Below are 17,743 nucleotides of genomic sequence, written 5' to 3'. Positions count from 1 at the left end.
TTCTCAACTTATGCTGGAAACTTATTTCATCTTGTACACCTATTTAACAATGTCTAAAAAGCGGATGCTATTCAATCAGCACAATTTCTTTTTTCTGAGAGATGCGCTTAACAAACAACCACTGAGTGTCACTGATATCTGAAATCGACGTAATACCGTTATCGACTTGCTTAAGCACTTGGTAGGCATGTTCTTTTAAATTATAACGCCACAACAAATTACCTTTTGTCAGCCCATATAGACGACCATCTCGCTCAACAAAGCCGGCCTTATGCGTATGCTGATTTAATAGCGCCAAAGCCACCACTTGGCCCTGATTTAAATGCCAAAATTGACCATTTGAATCTTGATAAACTAGCTCATGAGGCTTCAATAGCACTGCATCTTGTATTGCTACTTTAAGCAAATCCTCAATTTCCCCGTCTTCATTTCGAGTTGATAGGTGTACTATTGCCTCTTCCTCATAAGCCAATAAAGTATGCGTAGGCAGGTTCGACTGATATACACCGACTAACCTGTGCCCAGATAACAAGCTTTCATAATTTCCAGTTAAGTCATAGAGGTACAGCCCTTGGTTAGTCGCAACATATAACTTATTTTCATTAGCGCGCCACTCCACAGACAATGGATATTCAGCACCATTAAATTGTGTCAATCGCCTTGGCTCTCCTCCACTCGACAACCAAACTTGTTTTCTTCCTGAACGCTCAGAGATAAATGCGAGGTGTGCCGTGTTTTGACTCCATTTCCCTTGTTCTTCTCGCCTTATAGAGCGAACACTGGGTTTTGACTCACCCAGCACTTGGCCATCAACATAAGGCATAGTAATTAAGTCCGAATCGTAAGTACCATAAGTGCCAACTATCACATTGCTATGTGGGTGAAAATTAATACTATAAATATCCTGATAAAGGGGTAAAGTGATAGGCTTTACACTGCCATCAAAGTCCAGTTCAAACAAGGATTTACCACTACCATAAAGCAGCCTTTTTGAATCAGGGTCAAAATTGGGATAAATACGTGAACTGCCATCAAATGACGCGGGAAAATCAATGATATTTTGCGCCACAAGCTCACCGGTGGGTTTTAGCAAGCTCAATACTTGCCCACCTTCTTTGTTAAACCCTATCACGGCCAATAATTGATGAGTGGGTGAATACCTTAATACATACAAATGTAAGTTTTTATCTTCAAACAGCGTGGCGACTTGATGGTTATTTATATTGTGCAACGCAACACGTAACTGATTGTTTTGCAGTTCAAGTGTGGCAAATGAACCTTCAGTTAACCACTGTGGGTGATACATTTTGGTCGGCTTACATGCTTTTAGTACATGAGGTGTTTGCGGACTTTTCAAGGCTTCAGCAAAATTGATTGCCACCAAATCCCAGCAATTTTTTTCAGTGCTTTGGTATTCAATGGGCTCGTGCTCACATGCTCGGTTTTGCAAAAAACCCAGCTTTTCTCCATCTCGTGAAAACGTGAACCCCGTGAATTTAGCCCCGCTCAGTGTCAGCTTCATTGATTGCTCACTTGCAAGATTTTTAGCCCACAGCTCACTCTCGCAATACGTCAGGTGACGGTAAAATACCAAGTATTTACCATCAGGTGAAAATACCCCCGCGCCTTCTTGTACATCACTTGCAGTCAAAGAAGTTAACTGTGTAAACTCGGGCGCTTCGCTCTGCGGCTTTGCAAAATAAAACACACCAATCAAGCTGAGCATAAACAATACGATTGCCAAAAAAAGTACAGGCTTTGTGGCTTTCTTGGCATGTGTATGCGCCTTTATTACTGGCTTGGTTTGTTGTTCGCTCCATAAAACTTCAGCTTCTAAGCTATAGCCTTGCTTTGAGTGCGTTTTAATGATGGCCTGCGCTTTACCGTCATCGCCAAGTGCCTTTCGCAGTTCAGCAATAGCACGCTGTAGCGAATTAGGTGACACAACGACGCTGTTCCAAACCTCGTCAATCATCTCATCATGGCTGACCACTTGCCCCTGTCTTTTGGCCAAGCAATATAAAACCGCAATCACTTTAGGCGGCAAGATCTGCGGTTGGTTTTTATAGGTGATTTGATTTCTCGCGGTATCAATAACTCGCTCGTTTATTATTATTTTTTGTCGCACGTATTTTAGCCTAGCTTTTCTTATCGGTGCTCACATATACCCATAGTAAAACACAAATAAGTAATAATTTCATAAAGATATCAAGAAAATTTCAGGTCGATTTCATGTTTCCCTTGCTCAGTTTGTCACACTGTAGCCTCAAATATCACAATAATAATTCAGGAGCGTAACATGCAATTTGTATGGTACATATTAATTTTCATCGCGACTTTTTGTACACAAGCTAGCGTAAAACCAATCACAGAAACACCACTTATCGTTGGCAAAGCGCTCAGTATTTCCTCCAAATATATAAAAGAAACACCGAACTTTGATGTGTATTTACCCTCGGACTATCACACCACATCTGAAAAACGTACCTACCCACTGGTTGTTACGCTCGATGGTTGGCTAGTCTCTGAGGCAACAAATGGTATTTTAAGCCACCTCGGCGACACAGCTTCCATGCCCCAAGCCATTATAGTATCCATTCACTCCCATAATAGGTTTGCATGGGGACCTGAATTGTATGTAAGTAACAGCGGTTGGCAGGGGGAAAAGTCAGACCGCTTGGAAGGCTTTTCACAAGGACGCTCGCAGGACATGATTAACTACTTGCAAAAAGAGCTGTTTCCATTTTTAAAAAGTCAGTACCGCATCAATGATTTCCGTATTTTCATCGGTGCATCGCCAACAGCAGCTTTTGGTCTGCATACCTTAAATGTAGCGCCTAATCTATTCAACGCACATTTCCTATTTGCTGCAACCGATGTACTGGGATTGGGCTATACACCTGAGACCACTATGATTGATGCAATCGCTAAAAGCTTCGAGAAGACCTCCGACAGAAGCGGTTTTCTCTATGTCGCGTCAGCAAGGCGAGAAGCTGAGAGAAACCCAGTTAGGTACACGCTTGCCAAACAGCTTCGAGCAGCGCTCGCCCCTTATTCAAACACATTTAAGTTAAAAGTCGAACACATTGATGATTATGGTCACTACCCCATGATAGTGCCCGGCTTATTAAACGCCATCGGCTTTGTATTTCCGCGTAAAGACTGGGATATAGGCGCTAAGTTCATCGAGTTCACAAATAACGGGAATCAAACACTGACAGATATCCTCGCGCATTATCAAATACTTAGCAAACAAGTGGGGTTTGATGTCTACCCCAACTTAAACCTAAACAATAATGCAGCCTGTATTCGTGCTATCGCTCAGCGCTTACGAGCTCAAGGTCGCTATGGTGAAGCTGATGCGTTATTTAATTATTGGATATTACACTCGCCAAGCTCTGCGTCAGCTGTCGCTGGACTCGCCGTCAGCAAAGAGCTGCAAGGTGAAGAAAAAGAGGCGCTGACACTCTATCGTAAAGCGTTAAAGCTAACTGTTCCTGAAAATACCAGAAGAAAGGAGTGGTTAACGGGTAAGATAGAGACACTGACAAAAAAGTAAATTCTGCCCCTCATATAATGAGTGTGTAACCCATGAGGACCTGTTCCGTCAGGTCCTATTTACGCGCTTAATTACACTTATAACCATTTATCGAAACAGGGCAAGAATAGTTCGGGTCAGAAATTGGCCCACATCCCATCGCAGAAATGCCCCCTGCTATTTGGCGTGTTTTTTCTTGATTTAATGAAGCCATTGTCTGAGAAAGGTTTTTTACGCTCTTTTTGTTCATTTTTAATTTCATAGTTATATCCTTTACTTTGTTGAGCCATAATTGGCAAAAACAGTGTGTCGTTAATTTGCACAAGCAGGCACTATACAATCGTCTAATAAATAAACAAATTCAAAAACCGTCATATAGCCATACTCTTCATTTATTGATATAACATAACAATTACCGATTGATAAAGGACGCTATCATGGTCATGCAACACACACCTATGCCAAGTTATGGTCGGATACCGCTCCTAGACACTATTCGCGGTTTTGCCTTATGCGGCATCATATTTGCTAATTTAATGAGCTTTTTTGGGTTTTATTCATTAAATTATGCGCAAATAAGCCAGCTTCCTTTTGCTGACAGAGCCACGTTATTTGCTATTGATTGGCTGGTTGAGGGTAAATTTTATACCGTGTTCGCCATATTGTTTGGCGCAGGATTTGCGCTATTACATGAACAAAAGCAAGGCGCTGATTTTGCTTCGTATTGGCGCAGGAGAATGGGTGTTTTATTGTTCATTGGCCTCATCCACATGTTTTTTATCTGGCATGGCGATATTCTTGTTTTGTATAGCCTTTTAGGCATGACATTGCCTTGGTTTATACGCTTGTCTGCACCTCGCTTACTTTTTATCGCCCTCACGCTCCTGTTTATACCTTTACTCATTCACCTTATGGCCATGATCAGCAAAGATACCAGCTTTTGGTCAGCTCTAAAATTGATTGCGCTAAGTTTAAAATCAAATCTCGGGTATGAGCATACCAGCTTACTAAGCATGCGCACCTCAACCGAATTTATGGACGTATTTGTTGCAAACATTTATAGCGCGATCCCAAGACCCATGTCTTATCTTATTACGGGAAGGCCCTTTCAAGTTCTAGGACAATTTTTGCTTGGAATTTATTTTGTCAAAACGTTTATGAAACAGGGTCGTATCAACATCGTTATTTCGTGGCAGGCCATTGCTTTTTTAGCGCTTACAGGACTTTTACTGAATTTAGTGTACGCCGTTATCAAAGCCATGACAGGCAGCCCGTTTTCTCTTAACTTAATTGGTTTTATGCAAGGTGTATGTTACCACCTAGGCTGCCTACTCTTAGCATTAACGTACCTTGCTTGCATCGTCAAATTCATCGATAAATGCCACAGCAAGGTTGCACTTGGGCTTAATACTTTGGGACGTATGTCACTCACCATGTACTTAATGCAAACCACGTTCTGCGTCATGCTGTTTTATGGGTATGGCTTAGCACTGATGAATACGTTGCCATTTTATTTGATTGGTGTATTTGGTGCTGTCATTTTAGCTGCGCAAATATCTTTTGGGCTGTGGTGGCTTAATCAATTTCGACAAGGGCCGGTAGAGATGATGTGGAGAAAGGCGTTTTAAATATGTAAAAAAGGGCCAGTAAGCCAGCCCTTTTGGTCGATTCAAGAGGAGGTTATTTACACTCGCCTAGGTGTTTCCATACTGCCCAACGGCTAGAATATTGCGCGGGGTTTTGATTACGAGTCCACCACTTCGCTTGATATAACTGTCCATCAAGGCTGGCTTGCTTACCAGAGGTATACACACTACTTGCCTGCCATGCTGGTACATCACAGCTCGGTTTACTGCCATTCACTTTAAAGCGATTTGTCGAAGACTGTGTACTCAAGCCTTGTGCATCCGTTGCAATGGCAAATACACTGTAACTACCCGCCGATGTGGTCTTAAAGTTTGCACTGTATGGCGCTACACTTGATACCGCCACTTGCTTGCCATTCACAAAGTAAGTAATTTGCTTTAAATCATTGTCTTTGTCACTGGCGACAACTGACAGTGCAACTTGCTCACCAACATTAAATGTACTGCCATTTGCAGGGCTCGTTAAGCGCACACTTGGGGCTTCTGGTGTTGGCTGTGGCTCAGCATTTGTTACCGTAATGGTACGACTCACAGTCGTGGATTGTGCCTCATCATTATCATATGCAACCGCTGATAATTGATAGGTGCCTACTTCAAGTGGTTGATAGTTAAATGCATAAGGAGTGCGCGTTAGCTCAGTTAGCGCTTGACCATTGACACTCACTGCAACTTTAGCAATCTCTCCATCGCTGTCATTGGCAGCAAATCGCACCGACACTGACTCACCTAATTCAATCGCTACATTACTTGATGGTGATGTAACTGAAAGACTTGGCGCTTGGTTTGGCTTATCAGCCACACCGCCACACTCTAGCCCTTTTTTCCAAACGCCCCAAGAGCCTGAATTGCTGGCTGGACTTTGGTCTCGGTTCCACCACTTCGCCTCGTATTCAAAGCCATCAAATGCGACTTTGTTACCTTGGGTATAAACTTTCCCACCTTGCCAAGGCGCTGTTTGGCATTGGCTTGGGTCGATCAGGCTAAATGACACGGGCGCTGCATCTGTTGACAAACCTTCATCGTCGGTCACTTTGGCTGTCACCGTATATACACCTGTTTTATCTGTGTTAAATTGAGTCTCAAACGGCGCTTGTAGATCGGTATTATATAGTACCCCATTGACGAAGAACTCGACCTTCTCGACCGCTCCATACTCATCTTTAGCATCGGCTTTAAATGTGACGTCACTGCCTATCAGGTAACGTCCATTACTATCTGGGCTAGTAAGTGAGATGGTCGGCGCTTTATTTTCAGTACAAGCAAAAACACCTACCGCTTTAAACGCTTCTCCCACTGCTTTAGTATCGTAGCCCAAGTCAGCCGCAGCATCTGTTACGCCGCAAGCAAGCGATTCAAACTTACCATTGTAAACCCAGAAGTTTTTATTGGCATGAAGCATCACTTCATAAGCTTTTTTAACCCCCCAACCTTCACTATTTGCAAGTAAATAGAAAGCACGATTGAATACACCCGAACTGTGGTGAACACCCATGCCTATTTCAAATTTGCTGGCATGACCGATAGAACGACCATCTCGCTCTGGATTCTCCATATAACGAAGTGCCGTTCTATTTTTAAATATGCTTGCGCCAATCAGCCAATCGACCTCACAGGTGCCATCTGGTTTTTGATTCATAAAGCACTCAAGTGCTTCAGAAGTCATATCTGAAAATGACTCATTCACGCCACCAGACATATTGCTATACACCAATTTAGAGTTTTGATGCGTCACACCATGACCGATTTCATGGGCAACAACCCCTAGAGACGTAAATGGATAAACGCCGTAATTATCTAAATCACCATCACCAAAAGTGACTTCTTTACCATTCCAAAACGCATTCAAGTAATCTTTACGATAGTGAATTCGCATTACAAGGTCGCCCGACAATGCACGGCTATCGAACCAATCATTAAACATGTCTATGGTTGCTTGGCCATAAAACATCGCGTCGTTAAGTGGCGAATAAGCACCATTTACATGCTTATGAGTATTTTCGTGACATGGGAACTGATACGTTTGCGTATTCGTTGTGCCATGTTCCATATCGATAACACGAATATCTGTATGAGACATTTCACAATTTCCATTATTCAGCTCCTTTGCGTGGAACTTTGGCATATCATCACCATAATAGTGCTTGCCAATTTTCTCATTACCGCCCGGACCCATGCCAATTTTTGAGTGATTAAGTGTGTCAATGCGCGACAGCACCACACCTGTATGTGCATCAATTGCAAATTCAGGGCGCATTGGTGCATGCTCAGTTTCAGCAAATAAGGTCACTAGATAAGCAAGTTTTGCTTTCCCGTGGTGAGGATAAATTACTAGCTCTACTTGTTCATCTGATGTTGCAAGCAGCTCAGCAATTTGCTCTTTTGCAAACTCAATGGCTTGCTTGTCCGAAATACTTGCTTTAACAGTAGCAAGCGAGATATTTGGAACCACAGAGCCACTGATTGACGTGATTTCTCCTTCAGGTTGAAACCAAACACTTAAAAAGTTTTGTTCATTATGATGAGTGACAATTTCACCGCCATACACGCGCACGCCTTTATAATATTGGCTACGGCGCATATGACGCCCATCTTGCGTTGCTTGGTGAGTGATAAACTCTAAATCTTGCTGATCGTCACTTGACGCTGCTCTAAAAAAGCTTTGATGTTGTGACAACTGCGATTTGATGTTTGCTTTTAATTGTTCATTGTTGTGCAGGCTTACAGGCTCGCTGGCCAATGCCGCGAACGTTGAAAAAACACCAACACTTGCCGCGACCAGTAGTGCTATTTTTTTTGCTTTTAACATGGATATTTACTCTGTACTTGTTGTTATAGTAAGAAGGTGCATCCATGCACCAGAATGAACTCAGTTAATTAACCTGTTATAGCTTGCGCCATACAGAATTGCTGCCCGGAGTTTGCCCGCGTGTCCACCAGCGAGCTTGGTAGGTCTCGCCATTGTGAACCACTTTATCTCCACCGGTATAAACTAGGTCACTGCGCCAATCACGTACTTTGCCATCATCAGGAATGATCTCAGCCCATACGCCCCCATTACTTGGCACCGCACCACGGGTCCACCAACGTGCTTTATATTGAACGCCTTTATACCAAACCGTGTTACCGCCTGTGTATACCTTGTTTGCATCCCAAGTTGTCTTGCCATCATCTGGCGTTGGCTCTGGATCCGTTTCCACATTCTTAATCGTCACATTAAACTGACGCGTCACACTGTGCTCGCCATCAGATACCACAACGGTGCCTGTAATTGTTTCAGTTTTTGTTACTTCACCTGCTTTTACTGTGACAGTACTACCTGTGCCGACAATCGTGTGACCCGGTAATTGCCATGTAAAGCTCAGTGTTTTACCTTCAGGATCCGTTGCTGATACGCTGATTGACTTGCTAGTGTTTTCATCGAGTGAGATCGCTGCAATAGTGCCAACTACTGGTGCTTTGTTTTCAACAACAGGTGCTTTAACAATGACTTTTACCGTGCGATTTACGGTGTTTTCACCATCACTGACAGCCAAGTTCACGGTGAACACAGAGTCACTTGTGACGCTAGGAGCTGTCACGATAACGCTGTCATTTTCACTTTGCAGATTTAAAGCCGCATCACCTTGCCAAGAGAAATTAAGTGCTTTTCCTTCAGGATCGATAGCTTGAGCCGTTAGAACATGAATATCGCCCGCATTTAACGTAATCTGGCTCGTCAATGTCACTACAGGTGCTTTATTCACTGGCGTTGGGTTTGTTACTTTACCTGCAAGACCTTCGTGCATTGCATTTAGGATGTCACCATTGTCTGCATCGATTTCCCACGCAAATAGACCCGCTAAATTATGCTCACGTACATAGCGACCTTTTGCGCGCACAGAGCGAGGGCTGTCATAGGTAACCAAGGTGCCTTTTTGGCGATTCCAGACATATGCTGCTTCAGCTTGCTCATCGTACCCTACTTCAAAACCATTAATACCTTGCTCATCATGACCAATCATGTGTGCTTTTAGTCCCTTGTAGTCGATAACGCCTGCTTCCCAAACACCTTGCGACGTCGAACCGCGTAATTTACCATTTGCTGGCGCAGTCATTGGGTTGTCAGCAATTTGTGCATTTTGAGGGTATACACCTTCCCAACCACGGCCATACATTGCCGTACCTACGACTAACTTTTCGCTTGGCACACCCTGTGCTAACAACAACTTAATAGCGTTATCCAATGTATATGCAGGGCCTTTTCGCGCTTCGCCTTTGTCATCTACACCCGTGCCATTACACTCATCCGTAGACATATGTGAGCCACAATAAATCGCAGTCTGGTGACCTGTTACATTGTTCCAGCCACCTGCAAAGTCATATGTCATGGCAAAAATATAATCCATGTATTGTGCAGCTTGCTGATAGTCAACATCTTCAATTTTGTCGTAGCCAGTACCAATTGCTGAAGTCAGTTCAAACTCACGGCCCATCTCAACTTCGAGTTCATCAAGCATCTCGCGAAGCTCTTTCATCAGGATGATGTAGACTTCGCCATCTTTGTCTGAACCTAAATCAGGATTTGCACCGTCACCGCCTGGGAACTCCCAGTCAATATCGATACCGTCGTAGAATTTCCAAGTTTTGAGGAATTCACGCATTGAATTCACAAAGGTGTCACGATTTGCTTTCACATCAAAGTCAAAGAACGGATCTGAAAGTGTCCAACCGCCCACAGAAGGTAAAATTTTCAAGTCAGGGTTACGCTGCTTCAATGCCATTAATTGAGCGTAAGTACCACGAATTGGATCTTTAGAACTGATCCCTGGTAATGCTTTTTGCACCGCAGCCCAAGGGTCATGGATCACCACTTCATAGTCTTTTGAGCTACCACATGCTAACTTAAGCGCTCTCAAGCTATTGCCATTTTCGATTTCCGCCAGCGAGTCATTTGGACCACATACTGGAATAAATCCATAAAGTAAGTGGGTCAAGTTATCCGCCGGAATTTGCGTCACATCGAACTTACGGCCATAAATACCCCATTCAACAAAATAAGCACCGACAACTGTATTGGGATCCGTGTCGAACTTTTTGTTGTTTGGATTCACATTCAGCTTAAGTGGCTCTAAGTGGCCACCGTCTGTATCGGCAATCACAATTGGCTTTGACGCAGACATTGAACAGCCTGATGCATCACACAATGCGATTCTTAATTCATGACGACCAGACTTGTGATATGGAAAACGGATCGTGCCACCGGTTGTGCCCTCTGCCAAAGTGCCTTCATTCACCACTTCATTGTCAAAATACACTTTATAGCTGTTGCCGCCTTTACCTGACCATGCATTCCATTCAATTTGAATATCCACCACGTCTTTGGCTTGGATCAGTTGCTTGTATGACCCACGGCCATAAATATTCACATCAACAAACGAGTAATTTTGTGGTTTCCAGTTAATGCTTGGTGTTGATGGCGCAGCCACAACAGCGGCACTTGCAAGTGCTGCACCGACAGCTGCAGCAGTAGTTAAATATTTAAACATTTTTGAATTACCTCTATGATATTTTTATAGTTTTTTCCAAACGGAATGTTGGTCAGGTTGCTGATTACGCGTCCACCAACGAGCTTGATAACGCACACCGTTAAAAGTCACGATTTCACCACCACGATAGGCTTTGCTTGACTGCCAGGATGTATTGCCTCCATTTGAATCATCACCACTTGGCACTAATTCCCATGCATGGCTGGACGTTGGTAGTTGGCCGCGCACCCACCATTTAGCACGGTAAGTTTTGCCTTGATAAACCGCAGTATCACCAGCTGTGTAGATTTTGCTGGGCTCCCAAGTATCACCTGTTGGCTTATCGGGTGTACCTGGGTCGGTATCTATGTTTTTAACATTCACAACCAGTGGTACTGTTTTGCTTAAACTGCCATCTGACACGGTCACTTTGCCGTCAAAACGCGTATCAGCGTCCACTTTGGGTGCCGTAATCGTGATGGTTGAGCCAGAACCGGTGAAGCTCAGCGCACTTGGTAGCTGCCAATCAAAATTGAGGGTTGGCTGCTCATCATCAAATGCATGGACATGCAAGTGCTTACTCTGCTCCTCATCAATGGTGATGGGGGCTGGCGTGTGCACTGTTGGTGCGGTATTTTTCGGCTTTGAGATCACCGATAAGTTGTAGCTATATGACTTATCTGATAAAAAGACTTGGTTGCTCGAAACCGCCTCTGTGTTAAATTCAATATTACCCAAGCTGTCTTTCACACCAATGCGCACAATGTCAGCAAATTGTGTGCTGAGATTTAATGCAAACTGACTGTGCCACTGTGTTTCGTTGGCCGAAGTGACATCAAATCGTTCTTGAATAAGCTCATTGCCGTTACCGTTGAATACTCTGACCCACACCGTGTCTCCTGCACTTGCCTCTTGACCTTGCTTAACAAAATAGTCAACTGGGAACCAAGTATCTGGCGTCGGCGTTGGCTCACTGTCACGCACAATTGTCACATCGCTACAGTTATAAAAGCCTTCACCCACCACATCATCACGCTGCCAACGACTGTATAAAATCGCGTCACCTGAGAACTTTTCTGGGATCGCAACTTCCATCTCGTAATAGCGCTTGCCATCTGGTGCCATGAAAAATGCAATATTGCCATGCTCTTGAACCAGCTCTAAGTCATGCCAAGCAAGTGGTTTTTGCTTAAAATCAGTACCCGGCTTAGTTAAATAAAACTGCCAAAAACTTGGGTTATGTGGTGTCGTTGCACGGTAGCGAATTTTCACTTTGCCATTGGCGTTCGGTGTTATCTCCGTTGCCTGCCATTGCGTTGACGGAATGTTCATTCCCGCTTTTTGGCTATCGCCTGCGCCACATAAGGTGCCATCTGGGATGTTTGCTTCCACAGCTGCTTGGTTACGAAAATCTGCTGTATTTGCTGCAAACTCATGCTTTTGAATAAATTGCACGTGTTCTGACTTCACATATGCAGCACGACATGCGGCATTAGGGATTTTTGAGCCATCTTTTGGCCACCAAAATCCACCTTGCTCCTGACAGATTGCTTGCCTCGCTTTAGGGAAGTCCATATAGCCATGCGCGTTCACTTTACCAATGACGCCCACACCTATGGCTACGCCCAGCGCGCATAAGGTTACTTGTTGTCTCATAGTTTTCTCATTTATTGATTGTAAGAGTGATCCGCAGATCACTCCGGTTGGGAATAAAAATGACCGTTACAGGCTACACACTTTCTGCCATGCGCCACCGTTACTTGGTGTACCATTTGTCCACCATTTGGCTTTGTAAACAGCGCCGTTGTGGATCATCATGTCGCCGCCGACAGCATGACTTGGATCACCTGCCCAATTGGTGCGAGGCCAGTTGGGATACGTGTTGATATTTTCAATTTTCACGCCTTCACACTGCTGCCCATTTGGTGGATTTTTATCGCCATCTCCTGGGTTTGGTACGTGTTTTTTAGCAACTGGAAGTTCAGGATATTCAGAGGCAAATGCGTACTGCTTACCGTCTTTTTCAACGACAAAGTTCACAGGACCGGTGATAGGCATGTAATACATAACCTGCGCGTTAACAGTCTCACCTGGAGCAAAAGATTCAAGCTGACCGCCCCACTCATTTTTGAACGTAATTGAAAAACGATGGAATTCATTTTCAAAACCACCGATGTTATTGCCAGCAGAATTCGACGCATCATGCTCTACACGCATACCCAGTTTTTTACGTGCATTCCAATTTGACTTGAAAATAGCAGAGGTAGAAGTGGGTACGTTGAACGTAATCGTTGCACCAGTCAGGTCTATCTCAGAGTTATTAGTAAAGGCAAAGGTTGGACGAATTGGGTAGTTTTGGTCACCCACCGGGAAGTCTTTCGCTGCAAATGCAATATCAACCGCTTCGGTGGGTACTGTAAATGCACTATCACCAACATGATTGTCATAAGCAACACCACTTTGATTGAATGTGTTGTATGCCAGCGCTGTCATTGTTGAGCCCATGAAGTACTCGCCTTTATCTGCGTGATAATCGAAGTCACCAGCAAGCTCCCAGAACATAACACCGCCTAGTCCTTTATCAACGACATAGTCTAATTTGGTTTTCATAGACTCTGTGTCTTCCATTGATAAGAATACTTTTTTCTCGGCGTTATACAGCCAAGGAGCTACAGCAACGTCATCGTAATGACGTACATAGTCACCGCGCAGTACATCATCTGCATCAGTTTCCGGTGTTAAGCCATAAACTTCTAAGTAACTTGGATTGATCCCATGCTCAAGGTTTTTAGCATGCCAAAGCGGGTTGGAGCCGGCAGCCACTTCTTGACCGTTTTCGATGTCATGCCACAGGTTATCAATACCAATTGCGCCGTTACCACACTTGTTCTTCTCACCAATGCCTGTGCCTTTTGGACAGTCGCTTTGATTTGGCAAAGGTGCACGACCCCACAAACCATTTTCACCACCGCGTACGTCTTTGAAACCACGAGTGTAATATGGAATACCAATGTTGATACGTCCCGCTGGCAATGCACCGCGGAAATAGTTCACCGCCCAGTCGGTATTCAAATAACCAATGCCACCGAACTCTTTAGTGCCGTATACATTCCACACCTTAAGCTCTGTGTCTTTACCCGTATCGTAAAGCGGCGCATTATGACCAACATGATCGTTCCACGCACCGTGCAAGTCGTAAGACATAATATTTACGAAGTCTAGATATTGTGCAGTTTGGAAGGTTTCCATGCCGCGTAATAAATAGCCTGATGACGGAGAAGCAATGGTCAACATATAGTGTTTATCGTCTTGCTCACCTGCTTTATCAAGCGCTTCACGTAATTCTTTCATCAGTACTTGATATGATTTATTCAGCCCTGCACGTCTTGCATTACTCACAGGAAAATCTTCTGGGTGACCTGAGTCTTTCATTGATGATGGGTATTCATAATCAACGTCTAGGCCATCAAAACCATAGGTTCTCAAGAACTCAACTGAGCTTTTAACAAACTGTGCAATACCAGCATGGTTAACACTGCCATCGGCATTAGTGGTCATTGTGTAGAAACCACCGTTATTAACTCGCTTACCAGTTTCGTCGAAATAGCCGCCAGTTTCAGCCCAGCCACCAACCGAGATCATGGTTTTCACGTGTGGATATTGCTTTTTGTATTTATTCAGCAGGTTGAAATGCCCTTTGTACGGCAAGCTAGGATCCATTTCAGCACCAGCAATACCCGGCCAAGTCATATTAGTGGCCGCATTACCGTCTGCATTCGGGTTACCAATGCTTATTTCATTTTTATCATTGACGTGTGCAAACGCGTAATTGATATGCGTGATCTTGTCCCATGGAATGTCTTTAACAAGGTAGCTAGGTTGATCGTTTTTACCGTGGCGCCAACTTGTGAAGTAACCAATCACACGTCTTGGGTGGTCGGCGCCCATTTTTTCACGTCCTTCACTGTCATAGATATCACAGTAAGACGGCGTTACACCAGGCGTTTGGTATAAGCCAGCAGGGCGACAATCGTCATGTGAACTTTGGCCATCATCTTTCACTTTCACCGTAAAAGTTCGGCTGACTTTTTCCGATTCTAGTCCGTGTTCATCTTTAGCGACTAAGACAAATGTCTGTGGACCTGTTGCAGTGGCTGTCCATGTATATTCAAACTCATTTTGTGATGTGCTTACTAAATCGATGCCATTCACAGAGAGTGATTGAGTCAAACTATCTGACTCTTTATCATTTGCAATCAAAGTGAATACTATCTGGCTACCGACTTCTAGTTCACTTGGCAATTGCGCAGCTAAGCGTGCAATCGGTGCTGTATTTTGATCTTTAGGCGGCAACGCTTCAACCGTCACTTTTCGACTGACAGATTTTGCCGTCGCACCATCGTCATCTAAGGCAACACCGTGGAATTCATGCTTGCCCTGCTTCGCTTGCCAAGAAAAAGTGTATGGCGCCTGACTCAACACCTTGACCAATACATCGTTGTGGTATACCGCAACATGCTTCACTTCACCGTCACTATCGTTGGCTGAAAAATCAATGATTACTTCTTCATTTTCAGCCACGGTAATATCCGCGATTGGCTTAAGTAATTTGATTGAAGGGGCTTGGTTGACTGGCTCTGCACTGCTGCATTCACCTAGCTTCGTCCATTCTTGCCATTGACCAGATTTTAGCTTTGGTGAAGAACGGTTCCACCAATTTGCCTTATATGCAACGTTATCTTGTTGCACCTGATTGCCGCCAACATAAATTTTGCCTGCTTCCCAATTAGCTAGGCTGTCACAGTTTACCTCGGCAAAAGCCGATGCACTGATCAAACCCATAGTTATGGCACTAAGCTTCAGTACCTTATTTGAGGATTTTGACACGCTCATTTGATTATTTCCTAATTTGTATGATTTTTGTTTATTAAATTACATTAAGTAACATATTTACCTAATGTAATACTGAGCAGCGGAGATTGTACCGATCCAAAAAGCCACCACAAGGGATTAGTCAAAATTAAAAAACGCAAACCAAAGAACCAGAAAAAAGGTAAATTTAGACAAAAGAATGAATTACGTAACATATTGATATTGGTTGCTTTGTTGATAAATAAACAACAAACAACCAGCAATAAATGTTAATCAAATTAACATCAATTTTGTTTACTTTTATTTACAATATACTGAGGACAAACCAGAACATAAACCATTTTTATTATTAAAAAATACAAAACTAATACTTTTATTTGTATCATAAGTAACCTAATCGGTACGTTGAGATTTGATGAATAGAAATAAAAAAAGAAACAATTACAATTAAAAAAGAATACTTTAGTATTTTCAAACAATTAATTAAGCACCTTCAATTTGTATTTGCCACTCCAACCTCACCCCCAAATGTCAATCATCACTTATCATTACAAAACACATTTTTTTGGAATATTTTTTCCTTAACAATTAAGTTAACACAAATAAAACATACAACTGTTTGACTCCTAGAGTGGTCAAGCTAAGGTTAAGTTACATTCATTTACTAGAGCATATATAAGATGCGATTTTTGTTTAAAGTTTTGTTTACTGTGTTTATTTTTTGTGCCGGATTTGCACTGGGAGTTTACTCTTTACCCATCATGATGGCCCCACCGGCCCCCACACAGACTGCGCTCTCAACTGTGGCCAACCAGGCAAAGTTCACAGCCATGTTTAACAAAAACCTAAAAGGCTCAGACTTTTTGCATTTTGGTGAAGGCAATGTATTTATAGGGGATAGAACTATCGGGTTTGAAGGAAGGCTAGCGCCAGGTCCTGACTATCGGTTATACCTATCACCAACGTTCGTCGAAGATGAAACTGAGTTTGAGCAACATAAAAATAATATGCAGTTTGTCAGCATGGTGTCGAGCTTTAATGGCTTTATTGTCGATGTGCCAAGTGGCATTGATATAGATAAGTTTACGACCATTGTGGTCTGGTGTGAAACTTTTGGCGAGTTCATAACTGCAGGAAAGTATCAGTAAGCAAAGGACTATATAGCTGTGTTCAGGGGCCTAATTGGCCCCTGATATACAGCGAGTTAGTAACTACCTAAGTGGGAATCACAACCTTCGTAAAAATATGCATCTACACCTTGGAAATATGCTCTGACTTGACCTGTAACCTCTTTTCCACGTTTCGTCTGTCCATGGAATTCGTAGGCTGAGGTATCTATTCGATCTAAGAAAATTCGCTCTTTTCTGTCTTCATAATAGTGCTGCAAAGTTAGGTTTAGTCGAGCAAAATCATTGTTCCCCAACGGGCTCTTTTTATACGAACCTTTACCCATAAAGTTTATGTTTTTATACATGCTGTCATACCTAGAGTTCGAAACAACTACAAGGCGCTTACCAGCTTTCACACACACTTTATAATAATTCTGGAACTCACTAAACCCATTGTCACGCTTTTCGATATACAGTACACCTAAGTGCATTCTATTACCGTCTACTGGGTTTAATTCATTTGTCGGAAATGGTACAAAATCATCAGGCCTAGCCGCATTCGTATCCCCCGCACCGAATGAATCGCCCGCACCGAATGAATCGCCTGCACCGAATGAATCGCCTGCACCAAATGAGTCGCCCGCACCAAATGAGTCGCCGGCACCGAATGAATCGCCTGCACCGAATGAATCGCCTGCACCAAATGAGTCGCCTGCACCGAATGAATCGCCTGCACCGAATGAGTCGCCTGCACCGAATGAGTCGCCTGCACCGAATGAGTCACCTGCACCGAATGAGTCGCCGGCACCGAATGAGTCGCCGGCACCGAATGAGTCGCCTGCACCGAATGAGTCGCCGGCACCGAATGAGTCGCCTGCACCGAATGAGTCACCTGCACCGAATGAGTCGCCTGCATAAAATTGACTACTAAACTCTTGATTTTGATACCCTGTACTTACTTGTGCAGGTTTCTCTTCCGAGTTAAAGTACTCAACAGTTTGTGCAATAGTCTTTCCCGAGTGGACCGCTATTAAAGCAATTGGTAGAACCGTTTTTATATTGAACTTCATTAGT

Annotated in this window: 10 protein-coding genes; 3 read left to right on the top strand and 7 right to left on the bottom strand. The window is 43.5% G+C overall.

Annotated elements, in window-relative coordinates:
* Positions 1-67: 67 nt before the first annotated feature.
* Positions 68-2,128, bottom strand: a complete 2,061-nt coding sequence (locus S4054249_RS21055) for a winged helix-turn-helix domain-containing protein (RefSeq protein ID WP_046356498.1) — start codon at positions 2,126-2,128, stop codon at positions 68-70.
* 171 nt (positions 2,129-2,299) lie between these two features.
* Between S4054249_RS21055 and S4054249_RS21050 the strand changes: the two genes are divergently transcribed.
* Complete coding sequence (locus tag S4054249_RS21050) at positions 2,300-3,559, top strand: alpha/beta hydrolase-fold protein (protein ID WP_046356499.1); 1,260 nt, start codon at positions 2,300-2,302, stop codon at positions 3,557-3,559.
* A 67-nt stretch (positions 3,560-3,626) separates the two neighbouring features.
* Here the strand turns inward: S4054249_RS21050 and S4054249_RS26705 are convergent, their stop codons facing one another.
* Positions 3,627-3,800 (bottom strand): hypothetical protein, encoded by a 174-nt coding sequence (locus S4054249_RS26705; RefSeq protein WP_155401385.1) that lies wholly within the window; start codon positions 3,798-3,800, stop codon positions 3,627-3,629.
* 175 nt (positions 3,801-3,975) lie between these two features.
* On the opposite strand from S4054249_RS26705, the gene S4054249_RS21040 reads away from it, so the two are divergent.
* Complete coding sequence (locus tag S4054249_RS21040; RefSeq protein WP_046356501.1) at positions 3,976-5,166, top strand: DUF418 domain-containing protein; 1,191 nt, start codon at positions 3,976-3,978, stop codon at positions 5,164-5,166.
* Positions 5,167-5,218: 52 nt separating this feature from the next.
* Here the strand turns inward: S4054249_RS21040 and S4054249_RS21035 are convergent, their stop codons facing one another.
* The 4 genes from S4054249_RS21035 to S4054249_RS21020 all read right to left on the bottom strand — a co-directional run bounded on the left by S4054249_RS21035 (position 5,219) and on the right by S4054249_RS21020 (position 15,581).
* Positions 5,219-7,990 carry an Ig-like domain-containing protein gene (locus S4054249_RS21035; protein WP_046356502.1) on the bottom strand — a complete coding sequence of 924 codons (2,772 nt, stop codon included), beginning with the start codon at positions 7,988-7,990 and terminating at the stop codon, positions 5,219-5,221.
* 76 nt (positions 7,991-8,066) lie between these two features.
* Complete coding sequence (locus S4054249_RS21030; RefSeq protein WP_046356503.1) at positions 8,067-10,709, bottom strand: glycosyl hydrolase family 18 protein; 2,643 nt, start codon at positions 10,707-10,709, stop codon at positions 8,067-8,069.
* A 24-nt stretch (positions 10,710-10,733) separates the two neighbouring features.
* Positions 10,734-12,344, bottom strand: coding sequence for a lytic polysaccharide monooxygenase (locus S4054249_RS21025; RefSeq protein ID WP_046356504.1), 1,611 nt, complete (start codon positions 12,342-12,344; stop codon positions 10,734-10,736).
* A 66-nt stretch (positions 12,345-12,410) separates the two neighbouring features.
* A complete protein-coding gene (locus S4054249_RS21020) occupies positions 12,411-15,581 on the bottom strand; it encodes a glycosyl hydrolase family 18 protein (protein WP_046356505.1) in 3,171 nt (1,056 codons plus the stop codon).
* 659 nt (positions 15,582-16,240) lie between these two features.
* Here S4054249_RS21020 and S4054249_RS21015 point away from each other — a divergent pair.
* Positions 16,241-16,708: a DM13 domain-containing protein gene (locus S4054249_RS21015; RefSeq protein WP_046356506.1), complete on the top strand. Its 468-nt coding sequence runs from the start codon at positions 16,241-16,243 to the stop codon at positions 16,706-16,708.
* A 56-nt stretch (positions 16,709-16,764) separates the two neighbouring features.
* Here the strand turns inward: S4054249_RS21015 and S4054249_RS21010 are convergent, their stop codons facing one another.
* Positions 16,765-17,739 (bottom strand): hypothetical protein, encoded by a 975-nt coding sequence (locus tag S4054249_RS21010; RefSeq protein ID WP_069949098.1) that lies wholly within the window; start codon positions 17,737-17,739, stop codon positions 16,765-16,767.
* Positions 17,740-17,743: the final 4 nt, after the last annotated feature.

The organism is Pseudoalteromonas luteoviolacea, from assembly GCF_001750165.1.
In the GTDB taxonomy this organism is placed as follows: Bacteria; Pseudomonadota; Gammaproteobacteria; order Enterobacterales; family Alteromonadaceae; genus Pseudoalteromonas; species Pseudoalteromonas luteoviolacea_G.
This window is presented reverse-complemented; position numbering and strand designations above follow the sequence as displayed.

Coding starts and splice junctions, on each gene's coding strand:
- S4054249_RS21050 (WP_046356499.1), top strand. CDS start 2,300: ATGCAATTTGTATGGTACATATTAATTTTCATCGCGACTTTTTGTACA.
- S4054249_RS26705 (WP_155401385.1), bottom strand. CDS start 3,800: ATGAAATTAAAAATGAACAAAAAGAGCGTAAAAAACCTTTCTCAGACA.
- S4054249_RS21040 (WP_046356501.1), top strand. CDS start 3,976: ATGGTCATGCAACACACACCTATGCCAAGTTATGGTCGGATACCGCTC.
- S4054249_RS21035 (WP_046356502.1), bottom strand. CDS start 7,990: ATGTTAAAAGCAAAAAAAATAGCACTACTGGTCGCGGCAAGTGTTGGT.
- S4054249_RS21030 (WP_046356503.1), bottom strand. CDS start 10,709: ATGTTTAAATATTTAACTACTGCTGCAGCTGTCGGTGCAGCACTTGCA.
- S4054249_RS21025 (WP_046356504.1), bottom strand. CDS start 12,344: ATGAGACAACAAGTAACCTTATGCGCGCTGGGCGTAGCCATAGGTGTG.
- S4054249_RS21020 (WP_046356505.1), bottom strand. CDS start 15,581: ATGAGCGTGTCAAAATCCTCAAATAAGGTACTGAAGCTTAGTGCCATA.
- S4054249_RS21015 (WP_046356506.1), top strand. CDS start 16,241: ATGCGATTTTTGTTTAAAGTTTTGTTTACTGTGTTTATTTTTTGTGCC.
- S4054249_RS21010 (WP_069949098.1), bottom strand. CDS start 17,739: ATGAAGTTCAATATAAAAACGGTTCTACCAATTGCTTTAATAGCGGTC.